The following is a 21,342-nucleotide window of genomic DNA, read 5'->3' on the forward strand; positions in this document are numbered from 1 at the left end:
CGCCGAAGGGCCGCTCCCGTTGGACGGGGGCGGCCCTTCGACGTACGCGCGTGGTGCGGGCGGGTCAGGAGGGGTCGAACTCCTGCATCTCCTCCTGGACGCGCTTCTGCACCTCCGGGGTGACCAGCTGGAGCAGGTCGGACTGGGGCGCCGGGAGCTGCTGGAAGCCGTACGCCTCCGCCACCATCTGATCCAGCTCGAACGGGGTCGGGAAGCGCTCGTACTCCTGCACGAAGCCGTACGTCACCTTGTAGGCGATCTCCCGGAACTCCTCCATCTGCGGGTCGGGCGGCTGGAGCGGGTCGGGCTGCTGGAGCACCCCGAACAGCTCCGGGCGTGCCGTCTCGGGCTCCGGCGTAAGGGTGTTCCCGGGGATGTCCTCGGGGATGTTCGAGATATCCGGGATATCCGGGATGTCCGCGGGAGCGTTCTCCGCGATCTGCTCCTGTGCCTGATCCAGGACCTGCTCCGAGGTCTGCTCCGCCGCCTGTGCGGTGTACGCGCCCTCGTACCCCTCCGGGGTGACCTGCGGAGCGTCGAACCACGGGCTCTCGTGGTTCGGGTGCGGAGGCTCCTGAGTCCGCTGGGGCTGGGGTTGCGGCTGGGGCTGCTCGGGAGTCGGGACCGGGGCCGGAGCCGGTACGGGAGTGGGCGCGGGGGCCGGAGCGGCTGCCATGGCCACCGCCACCGGCTGGGGCTGCGGCTGCGGCTGCGTGGCCTGTGCCGGGAGGGCGGCGACCGGAGTCGGCACCGGAGCCGGCATCGGGGTCGGCACCGGGCTCGGCGGGAGGAGGACGGGTTCCACGCCCGCCGCCGCCAGGCCCGCCGGGGCCGTCTCCGAGAGCGGGACGCCGTACCGGGCGAGACGCAGCGGCATCAGCGCCTCCACGGGCGCCTTGCGCCGCCAGCCGCGCCCGAAACGGGCCTGGAGCCGGGCCTGGTAGATCAGCCGCTCCTGCTCCAGCTTGATCACCTGGTCGTACGAGCGCAGCTCCCACAGCTTCATCCGCCGCCACAGCCGGAACGTCGGCACCGGCGACAGCAGCCAGCGGGTCAGTCGCACGCCCTCCATGTGCTTGTCGGCGGTGATGTCCGCGATCCGGCCCACCGCGTGCCGCGCCGCCTCGACGGCGACCACGAAGAGCACCGGGATGACCGCGTGCATGCCGACGCCCAGCGGGTCGGGCCACGCGGCCGCGCCGTTGAACGCGATCGTCGCCGCCGTCAGGATCCACGCCGTCTGCCGCAGCAGCGGGAACGGGATCCGCAGCCACGTCAGCAGCAGGTCCAGCGCGAGCAGCACACAGATGCCCGCGTCGATGCCGATCGGGAAGAAGTACGAGAACGTACCGAAGCCCTTGAGTACGGCAAGCTCGCGCACGGCCGCGTACGAACCCGCGAAACCGATCCCCGCGATGATCACCGCGCCGCCGATGACGAGGCCGATGAGTATGCGGTGTGTGCGTGTCAGCTCCATCGCGGCCACCCGCGATCCCCTCCCGTGATTCGACGTCTCGCGGGCCCCAGAGTGGCACACGCGAGCGGAGCCCGGCCCCCTGGGGAGGGACGGGCTCCGCTCGCGCATGCCTGTCTGTGTTGATTTGTGTCACTACCCGTGCGGCAGAACGGGGTTGACCGATGCCGGAGAGGGGTACGACGACCCGTCCCGCGCCTACTTGTTCGCGGTGGCCACCGCGACGACCGCTTCCTTCGCCGCCTTCGTCGCGCCCTCGACGATCTTCTTCACCGACGGCTCCGGCGCGCCCGCGTACCCGGCGCCGTTGTACGACAGCAGCACCAGCACATTGCCCGTGCGCGCGACGACCGACGCGTAGACGAAGTCCTCGCCGGTCTTCTTGACGGTGTACGTCACCGTCTTCGCCTCGTCGCCGATACCCGCCGACGCCACGGTGCTCATCTTCTTCGCACCCGTGGTGGCCTGGATCTTCCCGAGCTCCTTCACGAAGTTCTCCTGGGCCCGCTCCTGGCCGCTGCCGAGGGAGAGCTCGGAGTCGTACCGGTAGAACGAGACGTCGAGCCAGCGGTAGTGCGAGCCCTTCACGCCCTTGTCCTCCAGGCCGTTCCACGAGCAGCCGCCGCGGTGGGACAGGTCCGTGGAGGCCGCCGCCGTCCCCTTCGCGCTCTTCGCCTTCGGCACGAGGGAGGCGGTCGTCTTCGCCGTGATCGCCTTGCAGGCCAGCGGCAGCTTCGCGAACTTCGCCGGCGCGACCGTCGGCGTCGGGGTCGGGGTGGGGGTCGGCGACGCGCTCACGGGCGCCTTCCCCTGCTCACCGGCTCCGCTTCCGCCGCTTCCGCTGCCCGAGTCCGAGGAGCAGCCGGCGACGACGAGCATCACCGGGACGGCTGCGGCGGCGAGAATGCGGGTGAGTCGCGGAGCTGATCGCTGCATGGTTCCTTCAGTCGCTTGTCGTACGGCCGGCGCCGGTCGGCGGCCCTGGCGGCCCTGGGTACGCCGACACGTTACGTGGTCCCCCCGCCGCCCGGGGCCCTCGCGGGGGACCGGGCGGGCGGCTACTCCTCCAGCCGGTCGGCCAGCAGCCTGGCCAGATTCTGCGCTCTGTCCTGCAATTCCTTGCTGTCTGGGGCCGTCGCCGCGCCGGCCGTGCGCTGCCGGTACTCGACGGTCACGATGACGTTCGATGTGCGGAACACCACGCTCACGACCCGCTGGTGACCGTCCCCGGCGGTCGGCGTGAGGGTGTCGCCGACGAAGGCGATGTCACCGAGTCCGCTCAGCAGCCGAGGCTCCAGCCCGGTCGTCGTCGGCGCGGGGGGTGTGGTGGGTGAGGTGGGCGGGGTGGGTGAGGTGGGTGTGCCGGTGCCGGTGCCGGTGGGCGACGGCGGGGCGCCGGAGGCCGCGAAGGCGGCGGTGCCGGCCGCGGTGCCGGCCGCGGCGTCGGCGGGGGGCGTACCGGTGGCGCCTGTGCCGGTGGTGGTGCCGGTCGGTGAGGGCGTCGTGGCGGTGCCGGAGGTGGCGGGGGCGGTGGTCGGGCCCGTGGGGGTGGCAGGGGTGGCGGGAGTGGCAGGAGTGGTCGGTGTGGGCGTCGGTGTCACCGGTACGGCGATCCCGGCCGCGAGCTGCTTGCGGGTGTAGACCTCCTGCGCCCGCGCGGCGTCGCTCACCGTCGGGTCGTACGAGACCACCCGCTCCACGTCGAGCACCAGCCGGTGCGCGCCGTCCTCGGTGTCCGCGTTCCAGGAGCAGCCGACGCGGCGGTCGGTGTCGTACGTGACGGCGACCGTGCCGCGGAGGGCCTTGGCCCGATCGGGGTCGGTCATGGCCGCGGTGCCGGGGAGCAGGTCGCGCAGGGTGGCCTGGGGGACGGCGCCGCAGGGCTCGAAGAGGGTGCGGTAGCGGCCGGGGGGCGCGACGGGCACGGCGGCCGCGCCCGCCTTCGCGTCGATGGCGATGTCCTCGGCGGGGTCGGCGGCCGAGCAGCCGGTCAGGGCGCCGACCGCGACGGCGAGACCGGCGCCGAGGCCGAGGAGAGTGCCGGGGACGCGGCCGGGTGAGTACCTCTTTCGCTGCACCGTCCCAGGCTCCCTTCTCCCGAAGTCTTTCCCGAAAACTGTTTGCCGCCTCCTGAAGGCGGATGGACACAATGTCTATCGCACGCACAGCCGTTGATGCCGGTCCGCCGTCACCTGTAGGGGCTTTGGCTCCGGTTTTTGCGTTATCAGACTTTTCGGGGGAATCGAGGGAGTATGTCGTACGTAGAGGTACCGGGTGCGCAGGTGCCCATCCGGATGTGGGCCGATCCTTCCACGGTGGAGGGCGGCGCGATGCAGCAGCTGCGGAACGTGGCGACGCTTCCGTGGATCAAGGGCCTCGCGGTCATGCCGGACGTGCATTACGGCAAGGGCGCGACGGTCGGCTCGGTGATCGCCATGAAGGACGCGGTGTGTCCGGCGGCGGTCGGCGTGGACATCGGCTGTGGCATGTCCGCGGTGAAGACCTCCCTCATGGCCGGCGACCTCCCCGCCGACCTCTCCCGCCTCCGCTCGAAGATCGAGCAGGCCATCCCGGTCGGCCGCGGCATGCACCGGGAAGAGGTCGACCCGAAGCGGCTCTACCAGTTCCCGACCTCGGGCTGGAACGACTTCTGGTCGCGCTTCGACGGCGTGGCGGACGCGGTGAAGTTCCGGCGGGACCGGGCGGCGTTGCAGATGGGGACGCTCGGCGCGGGCAACCACTTCGTCGAGGTCTGCATCGACACGTCGGGTTCGGTGTGGCTCATGCTGCACTCGGGCTCGCGGAACATCGGCAAGGAGCTCGCCGAGCACCACATCGGCGTGGCGCAGAAGCTGCCGCACAACCAGGGCCTCGTCGACCGGGACCTCGCGGTCTTCGTCGCGGAGACCCCGCAGATGGCGGCCTACCGGCACGACCTCTTCTGGGCGCAGGAGTACGCGAAGTACAACCGCGCGATCATGATGGCGCTCTTCCAGGAGGTCGTCCGCAGGGAGTTCCGTAAGGCGAAGGTGTCCTTCGATCCGGTGATCTCCTGCCACCACAACTACGTGGCGGAGGAGCGGTACGAGGGGATGGACCTGCTCGTGACCCGTAAGGGCGCGATCCGGGCCGGCTCCGGGGAGTTCGGGATCATCCCCGGCTCGATGGGCACGGGCTCGTACATCGTGAAGGGTCTGGGGAACGAGGCGTCGTTCAACTCGGCCTCGCACGGCGCGGGCCGGAAGATGAGCCGGAGCGCGGCGAAGCGGCGCTTCTCGACGCGTGACCTGGAGGAGCAGACGCGGGGCGTGGAGTGCCGCAAGGACTCCGGCGTCGTGGACGAGATCCCGGGCGCGTACAAGCCGATCGAGAAGGTCATCGAGCGGCAGACGGACCTCGTCGAGGTCGTCGCCAAGCTCAAGCAGGTCATCTGTGTGAAGGGCTGAGGCTGTGAAGGGCTGAGGCTGTGAGGGGCTGAGGCCGTGCACGGCTGACGCTCGCGTGGACCCTGTGGCCCCCGGCTTCCGCCGGGGGCCACAGGTCGTGGTCACGGCTCGCGGTGGAGCTTGGTGTTGGATGCCTGGGCTCGGGGGCGGACCACCAGGAGGTCGATGTTGACGTGCGGGGGGCGGGTGCAGGCCCAGGTGATGGTGTCGGCGACGTCGTCGGCGGTGAGGGGGGCGGCCACGCCGTCGTAGACCTTGGCGGCGCGGTCGGTGTCGCCGCGGAAGCGGGTGGTGGCGAACTCCTCGGTCTTGACCAGGCCGGGGGCGATCTCGATGACGCGGACCGGGGTGCCGACGATCTCCAGGCGGAGGGTCTCGGCGAGGACGCGGGCACCGTTCTTGGCGGCGACGTAGCCCGCGCCGCCCTCGTAGGTGGAGTGGCCGGCGGTGGAGGAGAGGACGACGACCGTGCCGTCGCCGCTCGCGGTGAGCGCGGGCAGGAGTGCCTGGGTCATGTGGAGGGTGCCGAGGACGTTGACGTCGTACATGCGGCGCCAGTCCTCGGGGTCGCCGGTGGCGACGGGGTCCAGGCCGAGGGCGCCACCGGCGTTGTTGACGAGGACGGCGAGGGTGCGGAAGGCGGTCGCGAACTCGTCGACGGCGGCGCGGTCGGTGACGTCGAGGGCGTACGCGGTGGCCTGGTGCCCGGCCTCGGTGATCTCGGCGGCGAGGGCCTCGATGCGGTCCTTGCGGCGGGCGGTGAGGACCACGCGGTAGCCGGCGGCGGCCAGCTGCCGGGCCGTGGCGGCGCCGATGCCGCTGCTCGCTCCGGTGATGACGGCGATGGGGGCGGACATGGCGGAGGCTCCTCGCACAGGTGGTCGGTCGATCTGGTGGCCAGGATAGGCGGCGGTTCGGCGACCGCGCGGTGGCGTGGAGGACACGCGGGCTGACGGATTGTCAGAAAGTGGGATGTTATCTGGGTATTTTTGGCTTATGCGTGTGATGTCTGAGGGTGTGCTGGGGGCCGCGCTCGCGGCGCTCGTGGTGCTGGGTGCCGGGACGGCCGCCGGGGCGGTCGGCGACGCGACGGGCGAGGTGGCCGGCGAGGCGGTCGGGGCCGAGGTGGATCTGGCCCATCACGGCCATGTGTCCCTGTGGGACGGACGGGTCGGGGTGTGGCTGGTGTCGGAGAACCACGGCCCGTCCGACGTGGCGGACGCCACCGTCCGGCTGGCCTTCTCCGCGCCCATGGCGGGCGGCCAGGAGCTGCCGCCGGGCTGTCTGTGGAGCAGCGCCCAGGTGGTGTCCTGCCGGACGGGCGCCCTGCCGGGCGGCGGCGCGGCGGGTGAGCTGGCGCTGGACCTGAAGACCCTCGGGCGGCCGCAGGAGCTGACGGTGGACGTGAGCACGGCCTGGCGGGCCGGCGGCGTCGACCGGAACTCCCTCAACGACCGACACCGCGTGCTGGTGCTCGCGACAGGGGACCCGTACGTCTTCTGAGGGCGCGGTTCCGGCCTGGGCCGGGCTCGTCGCCTCTCAGATCCTCGGCATGGCGCGCTCGTCCGTTACGTGCTCCGGCTGCCGCCTGGGCCCGGGCCCTACGAGGCTGCGGCGCCGAACTCGCGTACCGCCTCGTCGACGATCGCCTCCAGGCGGGCGTGGTGCGCGCCCCGCCAGTAGACCCGCTCGCACTCCTCGCAGCGCGCGAAGACGTCGTACGTCTTCTCGGTGCCCCGCTCCAGGCGCTCGCGCACCTCTTCCTTGCCGGTGTCCGTGAGGAGGCCGTTGCAGGCGGTGCAGCGGGTCCAGGGCGCCAGCGGCGGCGCGAAGCGCTCCAGGACGTCGCGGAGCTGGTCGTCGGGCCGGTCGCTGTACACGTACGCGCCGGCCCACAGCTCGCGGCGGCGCAGCAGCCCGCGGTCGCGGGAGAGCATGACCCGCCGCTCCCGGGCGGAGAGCGTGGCGAGCGCCGGGTCGCCGATGTCCTCGTTCTCGTACGCGGCGTCGACGCCCAGCAGCCGCAGGCGCCGGGCCAGGGTGCCCAGGTGCACGTCGAGCAGGAACCGGAGGGGCGCGCCGGGCACCGGCTGCGGGCGGACGACGTCCTCGACCTCGACGGTCTCGCCGGCGGACGGCACGTGCGCGGGGGCCACCGGGCGGCCGTCGACCAGGAGCCGTCCCGCCTCGGTCAGCGGGACGCCGAGCGATTCCACGACGTGCCCCAGCGAGGAGACGCCGTCGGTGGCCACGGCCGTGCGCCCCGAGCGCCGCTCGGCGGCGACGAAGACGGCGAGGCCGGGGGCGAAACTGATCTGGATCTCCGGTCCGTTCACGGGGACAGGATCGCACCGGGCCGGGACGGCGGGCCAGGCATTTCCCGGTCCCGGCGCGCTGCGGGCGGACCACCCGGCGGTCCCGGTGCCTGGCTGGGCTACCGTCTCCGCATGAAGATCATCGACCTCGAGCCCGGCGACCCCCGTCTGGAGAGCGACCTCCTGCCGGTCCTCGTCGAGCTCCGCCCGCACCTCACCCCCGCCCTCTTCGAGGAGGTGTACGCGCGCGGCCACGCGCAGGGCCTGCGCTTCTCGGCCGCCTACGGCGACGACGGCCGGTGCGTCGGAGCGGCCGGCTGGCGGCTCGTCTTCAACACCAGCTCGCTCAGCAAGCTGTACGTCGACGACCTGGTGACCGCCTCCTCCGTCCGCTCCACCGGCGTCGGCCACGCGCTCATCGCCCACCTGGAGGACCACGCCCGCGCGGCCGGCTGCCACGAGCTCAACCTCGACTCCGGCACCCACCGCACCGGCGCCCACCGCTTCTACCTGCGCGAGCGCTTCGACATCGCCGCCTTCCACTTCATCCGGCCGCTCACCGATCCCCGGTAGCCGACAGGTCGAGCCGCCAGTCGTTGCAGCGCGTCTGGCGACCCGGCGGGTACTCGAAGTCCTGCTCCCCGAGCAGCTCGAACCCCGCCTTGCGGCACACCGCGTTCGACGCGGCGTTCTCCACCGACGGGAAGGCGTGGAGGTGGCGGTGGAGGCCCGCGGCCCGGGCCCGCTCCGCCACCGCGCGCGTGGCCAGGGTCGCGACGCCGCGGCCCTGGAAGCCCGGCAGGACCGTCCAGCCCGTCTCGTACACCGGCTCGCCGTGCCACGCGCTCGCCCAGAAGCCGATGCTGCCCGCGATCCGCTCCTCCGGGAGCAGCACGATCCGGAACATCCGACCCGCGCCCGTGGTGTCGGCGCTCAGATCCACGTACCGCCGGTGGCGGCGGTCCAGCTGCTCCTCGGTCTCCGGTCCGCCCAGGTGCTCCATCAGCTGGGGCGCGTTCAGCGCCCGCAGCAGTCCGGCGTCCTCCTCGGACCAGGCTTCGAGACGGACGGACGCCGTGGCGGACTCGGCGGACACGGTGGTCTGGGCGGTCTGGGCGGTCTGGGCGGTCTGGGCGGTCTGGGCGGTCTGGGCGGACACGGCGGACACGGTGGTCGCCGTGGTGCTGTCGGGCTGCTCGCTCATGCGCGCACCGTATGTCACGGCACCGACAGTCCCCGGGCGTACGCGGTCGGGGAGAGGCCGACGGTCGCGGTGAAGTCCCGGACGAGGTGGGCCTGGTCGCTGTAGCCGAGCTCGGCCGCCAGGCCCGCCCAGTCCGGGGCGGCGCCCGCCTCGGCCCGCTCCAGCGCCTCGTGCAGGCGGTAGCGGAGGATGACCCACTTCGGCCCGACGCCGACGTGGGAGGCGAAGAGCCGCTGGAGGGAGCGGGCCGAGAGCCCCGACAGGCGGGCGAGCCGGGCCACCCGCCGGACCGTGCGGTCGACGCGGACCAGCTCCACCAGCTCCATCGCCTGGTCGGCGGCGGGGTCCGGGACCGGCCCGTGGGCGAGGAGGAAGGCGTCCAGCGCCGCCACGCGCGCGTGGTCGTCGTCGGGGGAGAGGACGGCCGACAGGACGGCGGGGCCGGTGGTCCCGCCAGCGAGACCCCCGCCGGGCCGTGCCTCCGCGTCCGGGAAGGCGTCGTGCAGCGGGACCCGGCGGCCGGTCCAGGCCGAGACCGGCCACGCGGGGGCGAAGGGGCGGAAGCCGCCGGGCCGGAACTGCGCCCCGCAGACCCGCCCCTCGCCCTCCAGCCGCTTGGTGAAGAGCCCCAGCCCGATCCCGGAGACCTCGCCCGCAGGGCGGGCGAGGCGGGAGGGGGCGCCGAGCGGGCCGTACCGCTGGAAGACGACGTTCACCGACGGGTGTGGGACGACATGGGTGACGTACGGCTCCGGCAGCGCCCAGTCGATCAGCCAGTAGTGCTCCAGATACGGGCGCAGCTCGGGCGCCGGGACGTGCCGGCGGAAGCGGACCCGGGACAGCAGCTCGGCGGGGGCGACGATCCCCCGGGTGTCCCGGCGAGGGGCGGGGTCGGCCATGGCTCCGATCCTAGGCACCGGGACGCTTCCGGGCAGCCGGACGACCTTTGGCCCGGGCTGCCCCTAGGGGCCGGGATCCGGGACCGGTCGGGGGTCGTGGCGCGTTTCTTCAAGACCGGGCCGGGGAGTTCTTCTAGCGTCGGAGCCATGACGTACGACGACACGCACACCGGCACCGACGGCACTCACGCTCGCATCGACGACACGCACCTTGATCTCGAGAATAGGGAATCCCGCATCAGCGATCTGCTCCGCGCCGCGGCCGACCGGGCCGTGCCCCTGATCGCGGGCACGGAGGACGACGCGCTCGGCGTGCCCACGCCCTGCGCCGAGTACGACGTCCGCGAGCTGCTCAACCACCTGTTCTCGGTCGTCGTGAACTTCCAGGCGCTGGCGGCGAAGGAGGTGCCCGACTTCTCCGAGACCCCGGACCGGCTCGCGGGGCCCGGTTGGCGGGAGGGCTTCGCGGCGGAGACCGGGAAGCTGGTGGAGGCGTGGGCGGCGCCGGGGGCCGAGGAGGGGACCTCGGGGGCGATGGGGCTGCCGGCCCGGACGGTCGGGGTGATGGTGCTGCTCGACCTCACCGTGCACGCCTGGGACCTGGCACGGGCGACCGGCCGGGCGTTCGAGCCCGCTCCGGAGGTGGTGGCCGGGCTGGCGGACGAGGTGGAGCAGATGGCGCCGATGGCCCGGAAGATGAACGTCTTCGGGGACGCGGTCGAGCTTCCGGCGGGGGCGAGCGCCTTCGAGCGGCTGCTCGCGACGACGGGCCGGGACCCGCGCGCCTGGCCGACGGCGGCCTGACAGAGCCAGGGAGAAGGGCCGGGGGGTAAGGGGCGCCGTCCGGTGGGGCCGGGCGTCAGCGCAGGCGGCCGGTGGAGGTGAGGGAGAGCCGGGAGACGACCTGGCCGAAGGCGAGCTCCTCCGCCGGGGTCAGCGGCACCGACTCCTGCGGGTGCCAGACGCGGTCCATCGGCGTGAGGGAGCGGATACGGCGGGCGCGGGCGCGCAGGCCCGTCGCGAGCCACACGCCCGTCGCGACCGCGAGCACGGCGAAGAGGGTGAGGACACGGGGGTCGGAGAACTGGCCGGGCACGGACATGACGTTCACTCCAGGGCGCAAGGGCCGGTGCACGGCGCACGCACCGGCAGGGGGCGGGCGGGCACGGCGGCACAGACGATTCCTACTGCTTCCTCCCGACCCGTTCAGTTAACACCACCGTGGGGGACTTTCGGCAGGGGGGTCCGGGACCAAAGTCCCGGACGGCGAGGGGCGGGCGGCGCGGACCGGGAGGCCCTCTTGTGCCGGACGGGGAACCGTTCGAAGGTGGCGGCGGAGGCAGATTCCGGCCGGGGAGGGAGCAGCCACATGTCCGGAACGGGTGCGCACGGATGGGGTTTCACGGACGACAGAGGGGTGGAGCTGGAGGCGCCGGCGAGACCGGTGCGGGTGCTCGCCTACGTGCGGGCGGGGGCCGCCCTGCTCGATCTGGGGGTGACGCCGGTCGCGGTGTACGGCTCCGGGCACGACGGGGCGGAGCCGGACCCGGCGAAGGACGGCGGGTTGGCGGCGGCCGGGGTCGCCTACCTGGGGCCGGGGCGGGCGCTGGACGAGGAGCGGCTGCGGGAGTTGCGGCCGGAGCTGGTGGTGGATGTCACGTACGACGGGAAGAGCCCGTACGCCGTGGACCAGGAGCTGGTGGGGCGGCTGGGGGTGCCGGTGGTGGCGCTCTCGGTCGGCAACGAGCTGAGTCTGGCCGCGATCATCGGACGGTTCGGGGAGCTGGGGGCGGCGCTCGGGGCGCCGGAGCGGGGGCCGGGCGCCGGGGTGCCGGCGGAGGCGGAGGAGGCGGTGCGGGCGGCGGCCGGGGCGGCCGGGGCCGGGCGCGGGGTGCTGGCGCTCTCCGGCGGCGGTGCCGAGCAGGTGCACCTGGCGCGTCCTGAGGCGTGGCCGGAGCTGGCGCGCCTCGCCGAGCTGGGGGTCCGGCTGCTCGACCCGGGGCCGGGGCCCGGCGCGAACTGGCTGACCACCGGCTGGGAGCGGGCCGTCGACCTCGCCCCGGCGCTGGTCCTGTACGACAGCAGGGCCCACGCGAGCCTGCCCGAAGGCCCGGAGCGACTGCCGGCCGGTGCGCGGCTGGTGCCGTGGAACCCCGAGATCCCCCCGAGCCCGGCCGCCTACGCCCGCTTGTTCCACGCCCTGGCCGAGGCCCTGGACGAAGCCCTGCCCGGCTGACCGCCCAGGCCCGGGCGGAGCCCCCCGTCTCAGTCCTGAACCCCGCCACGCCCCGGCGCGGGTGCCTCAGATCGTGAGGCGGGAGCGGAGGGAGGTGGCGAATTCCTCGGCTCGGGTGAGTTGGAGGCGGAGGTCGGCGACGCGGGCGGCGGCGGCCTCCTCGTACCGGCGGACGCGGGTGAGCAGGATCTCGCGTTCGGCCGGTTCGAGCTCGCCGTCCGTGCCGGGGAGGTCGGCGGCGAGGAGGTCGACCGAGGTGAGGAGCTCGCGGGTCTCGTCGAGGCCGAAGCCGAGGGGCTGCATGCGGCGGATCACCATCAGCCGGGACACGTCGGCGTCCGTGTAGAGCGGGAAGCCGCCCGGCGAGGCGGCCGAGGGCACGACGAGGCCGCAGTCCTCGTACTGCCGGATGGTGCGCAGGGGGAGTTCGGTGCGGGCGGCGACCTCGGAGATCTGCATGGGCTCGCCGGTGGCGGCGCGGGCTCCGGGCATGCGGGTCGCTGACGTTCGTACTCCGGTCACGACAGGGTCCTCCTCGTACGGCGCCTCTGTGAACCAACCTCCATGCATTACATCCGATTCGTCCTAATTTCATGCGCTATGACGTTCGGAAACGCGGAGAGAGCCAGCCGTCAGGGCCAGACCAGGCAGTACGGCTGGTGGCCGGCCTCGTGGAGGCGGACGGAGAAGTCCTGCCACTCGTGGAGCAGCTGGTAGACGTCGAAGGCGTCGCGCGGGCCGCCCCGGTCGGGCACGGTGGACCAGATGAAGGCGGCGGCGCCGACCGACTCCTCGCCGATCGCGCGCAGCGGGTCGACCACGGTCGTGGGGAGCTTCACCACCGCGTAGTCGGGGTGGAGGACGACCAGTTCCAGCGGGGGGACCTTGTGCAGCGGCAGGCCCTGGATGCCGGTGAGGACCATCGCCGCTATCGTCTCGGGCTTGATCTTGGAGAACATGCCGCCCATGCCGAGCTCGTCGCCGCCCAGCTCCTCCGGGCGCATCGAGATCGGGACGCGGGCCGCCGTGGCGCCGTCGGGCGCGCCGAAGTACTTGTAGGTCACCGCCAAGCTGCGGCTCCCGAGGGGCGGATCCGCCGGGGGCTGCTCGGGGGACGCGCGATTGTCCGGCGCGGACGGATCCTCGGCCCGTCGCCGCCGGTGCCTCCCCCGCCGGACAGGCTCCGGACCCAGGTCGTCCGTCCCCTCGCCCGGTCCGCCACCGCGATGCATATCTCCACCCGACTGCTTTTTCTCGGCAACACGACCCCGCCGCGCAACCCGATCATCGTGTCAGTGACCTCCCCCGCGTTCCTGCGGTGAAACACCTGTCCGCAAGAATCGCCGCGGCCTCTGACACCATGGATCGCGTGAGCCAACCCCATGAGGTCCCTGCCGCCACAGTTTCGCAGACGCGGAGGCAGGCTTCCCCGGCGTGATGCACAGGGTGCCCACACCGTCCCTCCGTACCAGACGTCGTACTCGCAGGTCAGGATCACTGTGTCGTATTCATACGAAGCCCCAGTCTCACAGACGCTTTTCGACCGCGCTTCCCTTGTGACGCCCGGCGGCGTGAACTCACCGGTGCGGGCCTTCCGGGCCGTGGGCGGTACGCCCCGGTTCATGGTGTCCGGTACCGGTCCGTACCTCACGGATGCGGATGGTCGCGAGTACGTCGACCTCGTCTGCTCCTGGGGGCCGATGATTCTCGGCCACGCCCACCCCGAGGTGACCGCCGCCGTGCAGGCCGCGGTGGCCCGCGGCACCTCCTTCGGCACGCCCGGTGAGGGCGAGGTCGCGCTCGCCGAGGAGATCGTGGCCCGGATCGAGCCGGTCGAGCAGGTGCGCCTCGTCTCCTCCGGCACCGAGGCGACGATGTCCGCGATCCGGCTGGCCCGCGGGTTCACCGGTCGCGCCAAGGTCGTCAAGTTCGCCGGCTGCTACCACGGGCACGTGGACGCGCTGCTGGCCGCCGCCGGCTCCGGGGTCGCCACCCTCGGGCTGCCCGACACGCCCGGCGTGACCGGCGCGCAGGCGGGCGACACGATCGTGCTGCCGTACAACGACCTGGAGGCCGTGCGGGCCGCGTTCGCCGCGCACCCGGGCGAGATCGCCTGTGTGATCACCGAGGCGTCGCCGGGCAACATGGGCGTCGTCCCGCCGATGCCGGGCTTCAACCAGGGGCTCGCGGACCTGTGCCGGGAGAACGGCGCGCTGTACATCTCCGACGAGGTCATGACCGGTTTCCGTACCAGCCGCGCGGGCTGGTACGGCGTGGACGGCGTCAAGGCCGACCTGCTGACCTTCGGCAAGGTCATGGGCGGCGGCTTCCCGGCCGCGGCCTTCGGCGGCCGTGCCGACGTCATGGGCCACCTCGCCCCGGCCGGCCCGGTCTACCAGGCGGGCACCCTCTCCGGTAACCCGATCGCCACCGCCGCCGGGCTCGCGCAGCTACGGCTGCTCGACGACGCCGCGTACGAGAAGGTGAACGCGGTCTCGAAGGAGATCCAGGGGCTGGTCAGCGGCGCGCTCGCCAAGGAGGGCGTGGCGCACCGGCTCCAGACCGCGTCCAACATGTTCTCGGTCTTCTTCACCGCCGACGAGGTGCGGAACTACGACGAGGCGAAGACGCAGGAAGCCTTCCGCTTCAACGCCTTCTTCCACTCGATGCTGGCGGACGGGGTCTACCTGCCGCCGTCGGCCTTCGAGTCGTGGTTCGTGTCCGCCTCGCACGACGAGCGCGCCGTCGAGCGGATCGCCGCCGCGCTGCCGGCCGCCGCCCGCGCCGCCGCGGAGGCCACCGCATGAGCGGGGACGTGAGGGGCGACCAGGACATCACCGTCGTCCACCTCATGCGCCACGGCGAGGTGCACAACCCGGACGGCGTGCTCTACGGGCGCCGGGCCGGCTACCACCTGTCCGAGCTGGGCCGGAAGATGGCCGACCGGGTGGCCGAGGCGCTGGCCGAGCGGGACGTCACCCACGTCGTCGCCTCCCCGCTGGAGCGGGCGCAGGAGACGGCCACCCCGATCGCCAAGTCGCACGGCGTGGACCTGGCCACCGACGAGCGGCTGATCGAGGCGGCGAACGTCTTCGAGGGCAAGACCTTCGGCGTCGGCGACGGGGCGCTGCGCCGCCCGGCGAACTGGAAGCACCTCACCAACCCGTTCCAGCCGTCCTGGGGCGAGCCGTACATCGAGCAGGTCGTACGGATGATGGGGGCGCTGGACGCGGCGAAGGACGCGGCGCGCGGGCACGAGGCGGTGCTGGTCAGCCACCAGCTGCCGATCTGGATCGTCCGGTCCTTCGTGGAGCGGCGCCGGCTGTGGCACGACCCGCGGCGGCGCCAGTGCACGCTGGCCTCGCTGACCTCGTTCACGTACAAGGGCGACAAGATCGTCTCGGTCGGATACAGCGAGCCGGCGATCGATCTGGTGCCGGTGCACCTGCGGGCCGGCGCCAAGCCGGTGAAGGGCAAGCAGAAGGCGTTCGGGGCGTAGCCCCCGGGCCCGGGGTACGGCCCCGGCCCGTCGCACGCGCCCACTGGACAAGGGGCGCTTGACGGGACATCGTCAGGGCGGTCGGAGGCGGTTCTTCCGGCCGCCCTGAAATTTTTGTGCGAGTGACCGGAACCTCCGTGTTCCTCCCCGCATCTCACTCATTGTCGGTTTGGATGACGTTTCGGGTCATAACAAGAGCGCGAATGGGGATGACATGCGCGGGATCAGTCGAAGGGGCCTTCTCGGGGCGGGTGTCGGAGCGGCGGCGGCGCTCGGGATCGCCGGGTGCAGCGACAAGGGGCAGGGCGACCAGGGCAGTTCCGGGCCCGACAAGGGAGGCGCTCCCTCCACCGGCACCGAGCCCACCACCCCGGCTCCGACCAAGGACGACGTCCGGCTCATCGGCGACGGTTCCACCGCCGACACCGGCAAGCAGCCGCACCAGCCCGACACCCCCGTCCCGCTCGAACCGGGCCAGACCCCGCCGCAGTTCGTGGTCTTCTCCTGGGACGGCGCCGGCGAGGTCGGCAACGGCCTCTTCCCGCGCTTCCTCGAACTGGCCCGCAACCACGACGCGGCCATGACGTTCTTCCTCTCCGGCATCTACCTCCTGCCCGAGTCCAAGAAGAACCTCTACCGGCCGCCGAACAACCGCGTCGGCGCCTCCGACATCGGCTACCTCACCGACGAGCACATCAAGGACACCCTGAAGCACGTCCGCCAGGCGTGGCTCGACGGGCACGAGATCGGCACCCACTTCAACGGGCACTTCTGCGGCGGCTCCGGCTCGGTCGGCAACTGGACCCCGGCCCAGTGGCAGAGCGAGATCGACCAGGCCGTGAAGTTCGTCACCGAGTGGAAGACCAACAGCGGCTGGACCGACCTCGATCCGCTGCCCTTCGACTACTCCAAGGAGCTCGTCGGCGGCCGTACCCCCTGCCTCCTCGGCCAGGACAACCTGCTGCCCACCGCCAAGCGCCTCGGCTGGCGCTACGACGCCAGCTCGCCCGGCGGCCGCCAGACCTGGCCCGTCAAGCGCAAGGGGATCTGGGACTTCCCGCTCCAGGCCGTGCCCTTCCCCGGGCACTCCTTCGAGGTCCTGTCCATGGACTACAACATGCTCGCCAACCAGTCGAAGAACTCGACCAAGGGCATGCCCTCCCGCTATCCCGGCTGGCGCAAGCAGGCCACCGACGCGCTGATCGGCGGCTTCACGCGCGCGTACGAGTCGAACCGCGCGCCCTTCTTCGTCGGCAACCACTTCGAGCAGTGGAACGGCGGCATCTACATGGACGCCGTCGAGGACGCGCTCAAGGCGATGGCCGGGAAGAAGGACGTCCGGCTCGTGTCGTTCCGCCAGTTCACGGACTGGATGGACGTCCAGGACCCCCGTATCCTCGACCGTCTCCGCGGGCTCGACGTCGGCCAGAAGCCGGCCGGCGGCTGGGCCGGCTATCTCAAAGCCGCTTAGGCGATCTTGACAAGGGGCGTTACGGGCACGTAGGGGGGCGCCCAAGATCCCCCAAACGCCCATGCGAAACTTTTCACATGAGCCTTAGCCGTGGCCTCCGTCCTGCCCCGCGACGCGCCCTCGTCGCCGTCGGCGTGCTGTCCGCCGCCCTCGCGCTCTCCGCCTGCGGCGGCGACGGCGACGACGTCTCCGGTGGAGGCGCCAACAACTTCGTCACCAGCAAGGGCGGCATCTCCACCGTCCCCAAGGGCGAGCGCGCCGACATCAACACGATCGCGGGCGAGACGCTGGAGGGCGAGAAGCTCGACGTCGCCGACCTCAAGGGCAAGGTCGTCGTCCTCAACGTCTGGGGCTCCTGGTGCGGCCCCTGCCGCGCCGAGGCCCCCCACTTCGTGAAGGCCGCCAACGACCTCAAGGGCCAGGACGTCGCCTTCGTCGGCCTCAACACCCGCGACGCCAACAAGCAGCAGGCGCTCGCCTTCGAGGCCGACTACAAGGTCCCGTACCCGAGCCTCTACGACCCGCAGGGCGAGGCCATCCTCTTCGGCTTCCCCAAGGGCACCCTCAGCCCCAAGGGCATCCCCTCCACCGTCGTCCTCGACAAGGAGGGCAAGATCGCCGCCCGCGCACTCATGGCCATCGACGAGACCAAGCTGCGCTCCATGATCGACCCGCTTCTCAAGGAGAAGTGAGCCGGTGAACGAGACCGTCACCAGCGGAGCCCTCCTGCTCGCGTTCCCCGTCGCCCTCCTGGCCGGCCTGGTCTCCTTCTTCTCGCCCTGCGTGCTCCCGCTCGTCCCCGGCTACCTCAGCTACGTCACCGGCGTCTCCGGCACCGACCTCGCCGAGAGCCGCCGCGGCCGGATGACCGCCGGCGCCCTCCTCTTCGTCGCCGGCTTCACCGCCGTCTTCGTCTCCGGCGGCGCCCTCTTCGGCTACTTCGGCGCCACGCTCCAGCAGTACAGCTCCACGCTGAGCACGATCCTCGGCGTCTTCATGATCCTCATGGGGCTCTTCTTCGCCGGGCTGATGCCCTGGTTCACCCAGCGCGAGTTCCGCTTCCACCGGAAGCCCGTCGCCGGCCTCCTCGGCGCGCCCGTCCTCGGCGCGCTCTTCGGCATCGGCTGGACCCCGTGCATCGGCCCGACCCTCGCCTCGGTCAACGCGCTCGCCCTCGAACAGGCCAGCGCCGGACGCGGGGCCATACTGGCCCTCGCGTACTGCCTCGGCCTCGGCGTCCCCTTCGTCCTCGCCGCCATCGCCTTCCGCAAGGCCCTCGGAGCGTTCGGCTGGGTCAAGAAGCACTACGTGTGGGTCATGCGGATCGGCGGCGGCATGATGATCGTCACCGGTGTCCTGCTCCTCACAGGCGTCTGGGACGGCATGGTCTCCACGATGCAGGGCTGGTCCAGCGGTTTCACGGTGGGAATCTGATGAGCAAGACCGACACGACGGAAACGAGCCACGCGGCCGGTGACGAGGCCGCGGGCGCGGACCTCTCCACCGCGCCCCAGGAGGAGTCCGGCACCCTCGGCGGCCCCACCCTCGGGGTCGTCGGCTGGATCCGCTGGTTCTGGCGCCAGCTCACCTCGATGCGGGTGGCGCTGATCCTGCTCTTCCTGCTCTCCCTCGGCGCCGTCCCCGGCTCCCTCATCCCGCAGACCAGCGCGGACGAGATGAAGGTCGCCGACTTCAAGCAGGCGCACGAGACCCTCACCCCGCTCTACGAGAAGCTCCAGCTCTTCGACGTCTACAGCTCGGTGTGGTTCTCCGCGATCTACATCCTGCTCTTCGTCTCCCTCATCGGCTGCATCGTGCCGCGCACCTGGCAGTTCGTCGGCCAGCTCCGCGGCCTGCCGCCCGGCGCGCCCAAGCGGCTCACCCGCCTCCCCGCGTACACGACGTGGCGCACCGAGGCCGACCCCGAGGAGGTCCGCGAGGCGGCCCTCGCCGTCCTCAAGGGCCGCCGCTTCCGGGCCCGTACCGCGGACGACGCCGTCGCCGCCGAGAAGGGCTACCTCCGCGAGGCCGGCAACCTGCTCTTCCACATCGCGCTCATCGTGATGCTGGTGGCCTTCGCCTGGGGCCAGCTCTTCAAGTCCGAGGGCGGCAAGCTGATCGTCGAGGGCGACGGCTTCTCCAACACCCTCACCCAGTACGACGACTTCAAGTCCGGCTCCCAGTTCGGCGTCGACGAGCTGGAACCGTTCAGCTTCAAGCTGGACACCTTCACCGGTACGTACGAGAAGAGCGGCCCGCAGCGCGGCACCCCCCGCACCTTCGAGGCGGGCGTCACGTACACGCGGGGCGGCGGCGAGAAGGAGAAGGCCGTCATCCGGGTCAACGAGCCGCTGAAGATCGGCGACTCCAAGATCTACCTGATCGCCCACGGCTACGCGCCGGTCGTCACCGTCAGGGACGGCAAGGGGAACGTCGTCTTCAACGGCGCCGTCCCGCTGCTGCCCATCGACAACAACATCACCTCCACCGGCGCGATCAAGGTGATGGACGGCTACCGCGACAAGAACGGCAAGCGGGAACAGCTCGGCTTCAAGGCGTTCTTCGTGCCGACCTTCGCGGGCGCGGGGAAGGGCGACATGTTCTCCCAGTTCCCCGCCCTCGACTTCCCCGTCATGGCCCTCACCGGCTACTACGGCAGCCTGGGCGTCGACTCCGGCCTGCCGCAGAACGTGTACCAGCTCGACACCACCAAGATGGTCCAGTTCAAGGTCGAGGGAGGCACCGGCGTCGCCTCCCGCCTGGTGCCCGGCGAGACGATGAAGCTGCCCGACGGCGCCGGCTCGATCACCTTCGAGAAGGACATCAAGGAATGGGCGAGCTTCCAGGTCTCCCAGCAGCCGGGCAACGGCCTCGCCCTCGGCGGCGCGGTCGCCGCGATCGCCGGACTCACCGGCTCGCTCTTCATCCAGCGGCGCCGGATCTGGGTCCGCGCCGTCCGCGGTGAGGACGGCGTGACCGTCGTCGAGATGGCGGGCCTCGGCCGCAGCGAGTCCGCCAAGCTGCCCGAGGAGCTGGCCGAACTCGCGGTCGAGCTCACCGCCCAGGCGCCCCAGGCGCCGGAACCTGCCGAAGCCGAAGCAGAAGCATCAGAAGGGGTCGAGAAGTGATCCTCGCCGCCGAGACCAACGAGAGCCTGGCGCAGATGAGCAACACGCTCGTCTACTCCTCGATGGCCGTCTACACCCTGGCCTTCCTCGCCCACATCGCCGAATGGGTGTTCGGCAGCCGCAGCAAGGTCGGCCGCACCGCCGCCGCGCTGACGGGCCGGAAGGACGCGGCCGCGCCCGCCGCGGTGACGGTCCAGGTCAAGGGGGCCGGCGGCACCGCCGTCCTCGACCGTCCGAAGGTCGTCACCCGGTCCGCCGCCGGCGCCCGCGACGTCCCCGACGGCCCCGGCGCGGCCGGCGGCACCGTCAAGGGCGACCTCTACGGCCGGATCGCCGTCTCGCTCACGGTCCTCGCCTTCGCCGTCGAGGCGGCGGGCGTGATCTCCCGCGCCATCGCCGTGCAGCGCGCCCCCTGGGGCAACATGTACGAGTTCTCCACCACCTTCTCCACGGTGGCGGTCGGCACCTACCTCGGCTTCCTGCTCGCCAAGAAGAACGTCCGCTGGATCGGCCTCCCGCTGGTGACCACGGTCCTGCTCGACCTGGGCCTCGCCACCACCTGGCTGTACACCGAGAGCGACCAGCTCGTCCCGGCGCTCGACTCGTACTGGCTGTGGATCCACGTCTCCACCGCGATCTTCTGCGGCGCCGTCTTCTACCTCGGCGCCGTCGCGACCCTGCTCTACCTCTTCCGCGACTCGTACGAGAACAAGCTCGCGAGCGGCGGACAGCCGGGCGCCTTCGCCCGCTCCGTCCTGGAGCGGCTGCCCTCCGCCGCCTCCCTCGACAAGTTCTCGTACCGGGTCAACGCGGCGGTCTTCCCGCTCTGGACCTTCACGATCATCGCGGGCGCCATCTGGGCCGGCGACGCGTGGGGCCGCTACTGGGGCTGGGACGCCAAGGAGGTCTGGTCCTTCATCACGTGGGTCGGCTACGCCGCCTACCTGCACGCCCGCGCCACGGCCGGCTGGAAGGGCCGCAAGGCCGCCTACATCGCGCTCATCGCCTTCGGCTGCTTCCTCTTCAACTACTACGGCGTGAACATCTTCGTCAGCAGCAAGCACTCCTACGCCGGCGTCTGAGCTGGCACGGCCCCCCTCGGGGGGCCACGCTGGAGGTATGACCGAGATACCCCGGGGCAGGAGCGAGACCCACGGCGGCGACACGCACCTGCTGCGGTACGCGATCGACCTGCCGCACGCGCAGGCGGTGGTCTGGGAGCGGGTCGCCTCCCCCGAGGGGCTCCCGTCCTGGCTCTGCGCGGCGGACCCGCTGGAGCCGAGGCTCGATGGACGGGTCACCCTCCGCTGGCTGAACGGCGACACGGAGGTCTCCGGGCGGGTGACCGCCTGGGACCCCGACCACGTGGCCGAGTACACGGTCGGTGCCCCGCACGGACGGATCCGGTTCCATCTGGAACCGGCCGCCGGCGGGGCGTCGACCGTGCTGCGTTTCACCAACGAGTTCCGGGGCGACCAGGAACTGCTCCTCGACTGCCTGGCCGGCTGGCACGACCACTTCGAGCGGCTCCGGGACGCGCTGGACGGCCGGCCGACGGACTGGCGCGACTGGACACCCGATCGCTGGCGCGAGCTGCGGGAGCTGTACGAGCGGGACGCCGCGCCCTGGCCGAAGTGGGTGCCGTAGGCGGGGCGCGCCCACGGCACCCG

Annotated in this window: 23 protein-coding genes; 13 read left to right on the forward strand and 10 right to left on the reverse strand. The window is 72.0% G+C overall.

Annotation, left to right across the window (positions count from 1 at the left end; all coding sequences use genetic code 11):
* Nucleotides 1-64: 64 nt before the first annotated feature.
* From ACFXMG_RS26440 to ACFXMG_RS26450, 3 genes are all read right to left on the reverse strand, one after another.
* Nucleotides 65-1,486, reverse strand: a complete 1,422-nt coding sequence (locus ACFXMG_RS26440; protein ID WP_383817110.1) for a DUF2637 domain-containing protein — start codon at nucleotides 1,484-1,486, stop codon at nucleotides 65-67.
* A 186-nt stretch (nucleotides 1,487-1,672) separates the two neighbouring features.
* Nucleotides 1,673-2,410 (reverse strand): DUF3558 domain-containing protein, encoded by a 738-nt coding sequence (locus ACFXMG_RS26445; RefSeq protein ID WP_383817113.1) that lies wholly within the window; start codon nucleotides 2,408-2,410, stop codon nucleotides 1,673-1,675.
* Nucleotides 2,411-2,532: 122 nt separating this feature from the next.
* Complete coding sequence (locus tag ACFXMG_RS26450; RefSeq protein WP_383817116.1) at nucleotides 2,533-3,552, reverse strand: DUF3558 domain-containing protein; 1,020 nt, start codon at nucleotides 3,550-3,552, stop codon at nucleotides 2,533-2,535.
* Between the two features lie 174 nt (nucleotides 3,553-3,726).
* On the opposite strand from ACFXMG_RS26450, the gene ACFXMG_RS26455 reads away from it, so the two are divergent.
* Nucleotides 3,727-4,920 (forward strand): RtcB family protein, encoded by a 1,194-nt coding sequence (locus ACFXMG_RS26455; RefSeq protein WP_383817118.1) that lies wholly within the window; start codon nucleotides 3,727-3,729, stop codon nucleotides 4,918-4,920.
* 101 nt (nucleotides 4,921-5,021) lie between these two features.
* On the opposite strand, the gene ACFXMG_RS26460 is transcribed toward ACFXMG_RS26455, so the two are convergent.
* Nucleotides 5,022-5,777 (reverse strand): SDR family NAD(P)-dependent oxidoreductase, encoded by a 756-nt coding sequence (locus ACFXMG_RS26460; RefSeq protein ID WP_383817121.1) that lies wholly within the window; start codon nucleotides 5,775-5,777, stop codon nucleotides 5,022-5,024.
* A 139-nt stretch (nucleotides 5,778-5,916) separates the two neighbouring features.
* Here ACFXMG_RS26460 and ACFXMG_RS26465 point away from each other — a divergent pair, with 139 nt between their 5' ends.
* Nucleotides 5,917-6,423 (forward strand): hypothetical protein, encoded by a 507-nt coding sequence (locus ACFXMG_RS26465; protein ID WP_383817124.1) that lies wholly within the window; start codon nucleotides 5,917-5,919, stop codon nucleotides 6,421-6,423.
* Between the two features lie 98 nt (nucleotides 6,424-6,521).
* Here the strand turns inward: ACFXMG_RS26465 and ACFXMG_RS26470 are convergent, their stop codons facing one another.
* Entirely contained in the window at nucleotides 6,522-7,256 is a 735-nt protein-coding gene (locus tag ACFXMG_RS26470; protein WP_383817127.1) for a Mut7-C RNAse domain-containing protein, read from the reverse strand.
* A gap of 111 nt (nucleotides 7,257-7,367) precedes the next feature.
* On the opposite strand from ACFXMG_RS26470, the gene ACFXMG_RS26475 reads away from it, so the two are divergent.
* Nucleotides 7,368-7,808 (forward strand): GNAT family N-acetyltransferase, encoded by a 441-nt coding sequence (locus tag ACFXMG_RS26475; protein WP_383817130.1) that lies wholly within the window; start codon nucleotides 7,368-7,370, stop codon nucleotides 7,806-7,808.
* Here the strand turns inward: ACFXMG_RS26475 and ACFXMG_RS26480 are convergent.
* Nucleotides 7,792-8,439, reverse strand: coding sequence for a GNAT family N-acetyltransferase (locus ACFXMG_RS26480; protein WP_383817133.1), 648 nt, complete (start codon nucleotides 8,437-8,439; stop codon nucleotides 7,792-7,794). The genes ACFXMG_RS26475 and ACFXMG_RS26480 overlap by 17 nt on opposite strands.
* Before the next feature lie 14 nt (nucleotides 8,440-8,453).
* Nucleotides 8,454-9,338 carry a DUF6597 domain-containing transcriptional factor gene (locus tag ACFXMG_RS26485; protein WP_383817136.1) on the reverse strand — a complete coding sequence of 295 codons (885 nt, stop codon included), beginning with the start codon at nucleotides 9,336-9,338 and terminating at the stop codon, nucleotides 8,454-8,456.
* A 147-nt stretch (nucleotides 9,339-9,485) separates the two neighbouring features.
* Here ACFXMG_RS26485 and ACFXMG_RS26490 point away from each other — a divergent pair, with 147 nt between their 5' ends.
* Nucleotides 9,486-10,142, forward strand: coding sequence for a TIGR03086 family metal-binding protein (locus ACFXMG_RS26490; protein WP_383817139.1), 657 nt, complete (start codon nucleotides 9,486-9,488; stop codon nucleotides 10,140-10,142).
* Between the two features lie 55 nt (nucleotides 10,143-10,197).
* Here the strand turns inward: ACFXMG_RS26490 and ACFXMG_RS26495 are convergent, their stop codons facing one another.
* Nucleotides 10,198-10,440 (reverse strand): hypothetical protein, encoded by a 243-nt coding sequence (locus tag ACFXMG_RS26495; RefSeq protein ID WP_383817142.1) that lies wholly within the window; start codon nucleotides 10,438-10,440, stop codon nucleotides 10,198-10,200.
* 267 nt (nucleotides 10,441-10,707) lie between these two features.
* On the opposite strand from ACFXMG_RS26495, the gene ACFXMG_RS26500 reads away from it, so the two are divergent.
* Nucleotides 10,708-11,574 carry an ABC transporter substrate-binding protein gene (locus ACFXMG_RS26500; RefSeq protein ID WP_383817145.1) on the forward strand — a complete coding sequence of 289 codons (867 nt, stop codon included), beginning with the start codon at nucleotides 10,708-10,710 and terminating at the stop codon, nucleotides 11,572-11,574.
* A gap of 66 nt (nucleotides 11,575-11,640) precedes the next feature.
* Here ACFXMG_RS26500 and ACFXMG_RS26505 read toward each other — a convergent pair whose 3' ends face one another.
* Both ACFXMG_RS26505 and ACFXMG_RS26510 read right to left on the reverse strand, forming a co-directional pair.
* Complete coding sequence (locus tag ACFXMG_RS26505) at nucleotides 11,641-12,066, reverse strand: MerR family transcriptional regulator (RefSeq protein WP_383817382.1); 426 nt, start codon at nucleotides 12,064-12,066, stop codon at nucleotides 11,641-11,643.
* Between the two features lie 140 nt (nucleotides 12,067-12,206).
* On the reverse strand, nucleotides 12,207-12,806 hold the full coding sequence (locus ACFXMG_RS26510) for a hypothetical protein (RefSeq protein WP_383817147.1): 600 nt from the start codon (nucleotides 12,804-12,806) through the stop codon (nucleotides 12,207-12,209).
* Nucleotides 12,807-12,965: 159 nt separating this feature from the next.
* On the opposite strand from ACFXMG_RS26510, the gene hemL reads away from it, so the two are divergent.
* From hemL to ACFXMG_RS26550, 8 genes are all read left to right on the forward strand, one after another.
* Nucleotides 12,966-14,381, forward strand: a complete 1,416-nt coding sequence (hemL, locus tag ACFXMG_RS26515) for a glutamate-1-semialdehyde 2,1-aminomutase (RefSeq protein WP_383817385.1) — start codon at nucleotides 12,966-12,968, stop codon at nucleotides 14,379-14,381.
* Complete coding sequence (locus tag ACFXMG_RS26520) at nucleotides 14,378-15,073, forward strand: histidine phosphatase family protein (RefSeq protein WP_383817150.1); 696 nt, start codon at nucleotides 14,378-14,380, stop codon at nucleotides 15,071-15,073. The genes hemL and ACFXMG_RS26520 overlap by 4 nt, the downstream gene beginning before the upstream one ends.
* Before the next feature lie 214 nt (nucleotides 15,074-15,287).
* Nucleotides 15,288-16,544 carry a hypothetical protein gene (locus tag ACFXMG_RS26525; RefSeq protein WP_383817153.1) on the forward strand — a complete coding sequence of 419 codons (1,257 nt, stop codon included), beginning with the start codon at nucleotides 15,288-15,290 and terminating at the stop codon, nucleotides 16,542-16,544.
* Nucleotides 16,545-16,621: 77 nt separating this feature from the next.
* Nucleotides 16,622-17,236, forward strand: a complete 615-nt coding sequence (locus ACFXMG_RS26530) for a TlpA family protein disulfide reductase (RefSeq protein ID WP_383817156.1) — start codon at nucleotides 16,622-16,624, stop codon at nucleotides 17,234-17,236.
* A gap of 4 nt (nucleotides 17,237-17,240) precedes the next feature.
* Nucleotides 17,241-17,978 carry a cytochrome c biogenesis CcdA family protein gene (locus ACFXMG_RS26535; protein WP_383817159.1) on the forward strand — a complete coding sequence of 246 codons (738 nt, stop codon included), beginning with the start codon at nucleotides 17,241-17,243 and terminating at the stop codon, nucleotides 17,976-17,978.
* On the forward strand, nucleotides 17,978-19,672 hold the full coding sequence (locus ACFXMG_RS26540) for a cytochrome c biogenesis protein ResB (RefSeq protein ID WP_383817161.1): 1,695 nt from the start codon (nucleotides 17,978-17,980) through the stop codon (nucleotides 19,670-19,672). The genes ACFXMG_RS26535 and ACFXMG_RS26540 overlap by 1 nt, the downstream gene beginning before the upstream one ends.
* The gene (gene ccsB / locus ACFXMG_RS26545) at nucleotides 19,669-20,754 is read left to right on the forward strand and encodes a c-type cytochrome biogenesis protein CcsB (protein ID WP_383817164.1); all 1,086 of its coding nucleotides are present in this window, start codon (nucleotides 19,669-19,671) and stop codon (nucleotides 20,752-20,754) included. The genes ACFXMG_RS26540 and ccsB overlap by 4 nt, the downstream gene beginning before the upstream one ends.
* A 37-nt stretch (nucleotides 20,755-20,791) precedes the next feature.
* On the forward strand, nucleotides 20,792-21,319 hold the full coding sequence (locus tag ACFXMG_RS26550) for an SRPBCC family protein (RefSeq protein ID WP_383817166.1): 528 nt from the start codon (nucleotides 20,792-20,794) through the stop codon (nucleotides 21,317-21,319).
* Nucleotides 21,320-21,342: the final 23 nt, after the last annotated feature.

Source organism: Streptomyces sp. NPDC059201 (assembly GCF_042754585.1).
Lineage (GTDB): Bacteria > Actinomycetota > Actinomycetes > Streptomycetales > Streptomycetaceae > Streptomyces.

Bases quoted from the DNA above. Each gene is read 5' to 3' on its own strand.
- ACFXMG_RS26445 (WP_383817113.1), bottom strand. From the start codon at position 2,410: ATGCAGCGATCAGCTCCGCGACTCACCCGCATTCTCGCCGCCGCAGCC.
- ACFXMG_RS26455 (WP_383817118.1), top strand. From the start codon at position 3,727: ATGTCGTACGTAGAGGTACCGGGTGCGCAGGTGCCCATCCGGATGTGG.
- ACFXMG_RS26460 (WP_383817121.1), bottom strand. From the start codon at position 5,777: ATGTCCGCCCCCATCGCCGTCATCACCGGAGCGAGCAGCGGCATCGGC.
- ACFXMG_RS26465 (WP_383817124.1), top strand. From the start codon at position 5,917: ATGCGTGTGATGTCTGAGGGTGTGCTGGGGGCCGCGCTCGCGGCGCTC.
- ACFXMG_RS26475 (WP_383817130.1), top strand. From the start codon at position 7,368: ATGAAGATCATCGACCTCGAGCCCGGCGACCCCCGTCTGGAGAGCGAC.
- ACFXMG_RS26480 (WP_383817133.1), bottom strand. From the start codon at position 8,439: ATGAGCGAGCAGCCCGACAGCACCACGGCGACCACCGTGTCCGCCGTG.
- ACFXMG_RS26485 (WP_383817136.1), bottom strand. From the start codon at position 9,338: ATGGCCGACCCCGCCCCTCGCCGGGACACCCGGGGGATCGTCGCCCCC.
- ACFXMG_RS26490 (WP_383817139.1), top strand. From the start codon at position 9,486: ATGACGTACGACGACACGCACACCGGCACCGACGGCACTCACGCTCGC.
- ACFXMG_RS26495 (WP_383817142.1), bottom strand. From the start codon at position 10,440: ATGTCCGTGCCCGGCCAGTTCTCCGACCCCCGTGTCCTCACCCTCTTC.
- ACFXMG_RS26500 (WP_383817145.1), top strand. From the start codon at position 10,708: ATGTCCGGAACGGGTGCGCACGGATGGGGTTTCACGGACGACAGAGGG.
- ACFXMG_RS26505 (WP_383817382.1), bottom strand. From the start codon at position 12,066: ATGCCCGGAGCCCGCGCCGCCACCGGCGAGCCCATGCAGATCTCCGAG.
- ACFXMG_RS26510 (WP_383817147.1), bottom strand. From the start codon at position 12,806: ATGCATCGCGGTGGCGGACCGGGCGAGGGGACGGACGACCTGGGTCCG.
- ACFXMG_RS26520 (WP_383817150.1), top strand. From the start codon at position 14,378: ATGAGCGGGGACGTGAGGGGCGACCAGGACATCACCGTCGTCCACCTC.
- ACFXMG_RS26525 (WP_383817153.1), top strand. From the start codon at position 15,288: ATGCGCGGGATCAGTCGAAGGGGCCTTCTCGGGGCGGGTGTCGGAGCG.
- ACFXMG_RS26530 (WP_383817156.1), top strand. From the start codon at position 16,622: ATGAGCCTTAGCCGTGGCCTCCGTCCTGCCCCGCGACGCGCCCTCGTC.
- ACFXMG_RS26540 (WP_383817161.1), top strand. From the start codon at position 17,978: ATGAGCAAGACCGACACGACGGAAACGAGCCACGCGGCCGGTGACGAG.
- ACFXMG_RS26550 (WP_383817166.1), top strand. From the start codon at position 20,792: ATGACCGAGATACCCCGGGGCAGGAGCGAGACCCACGGCGGCGACACG.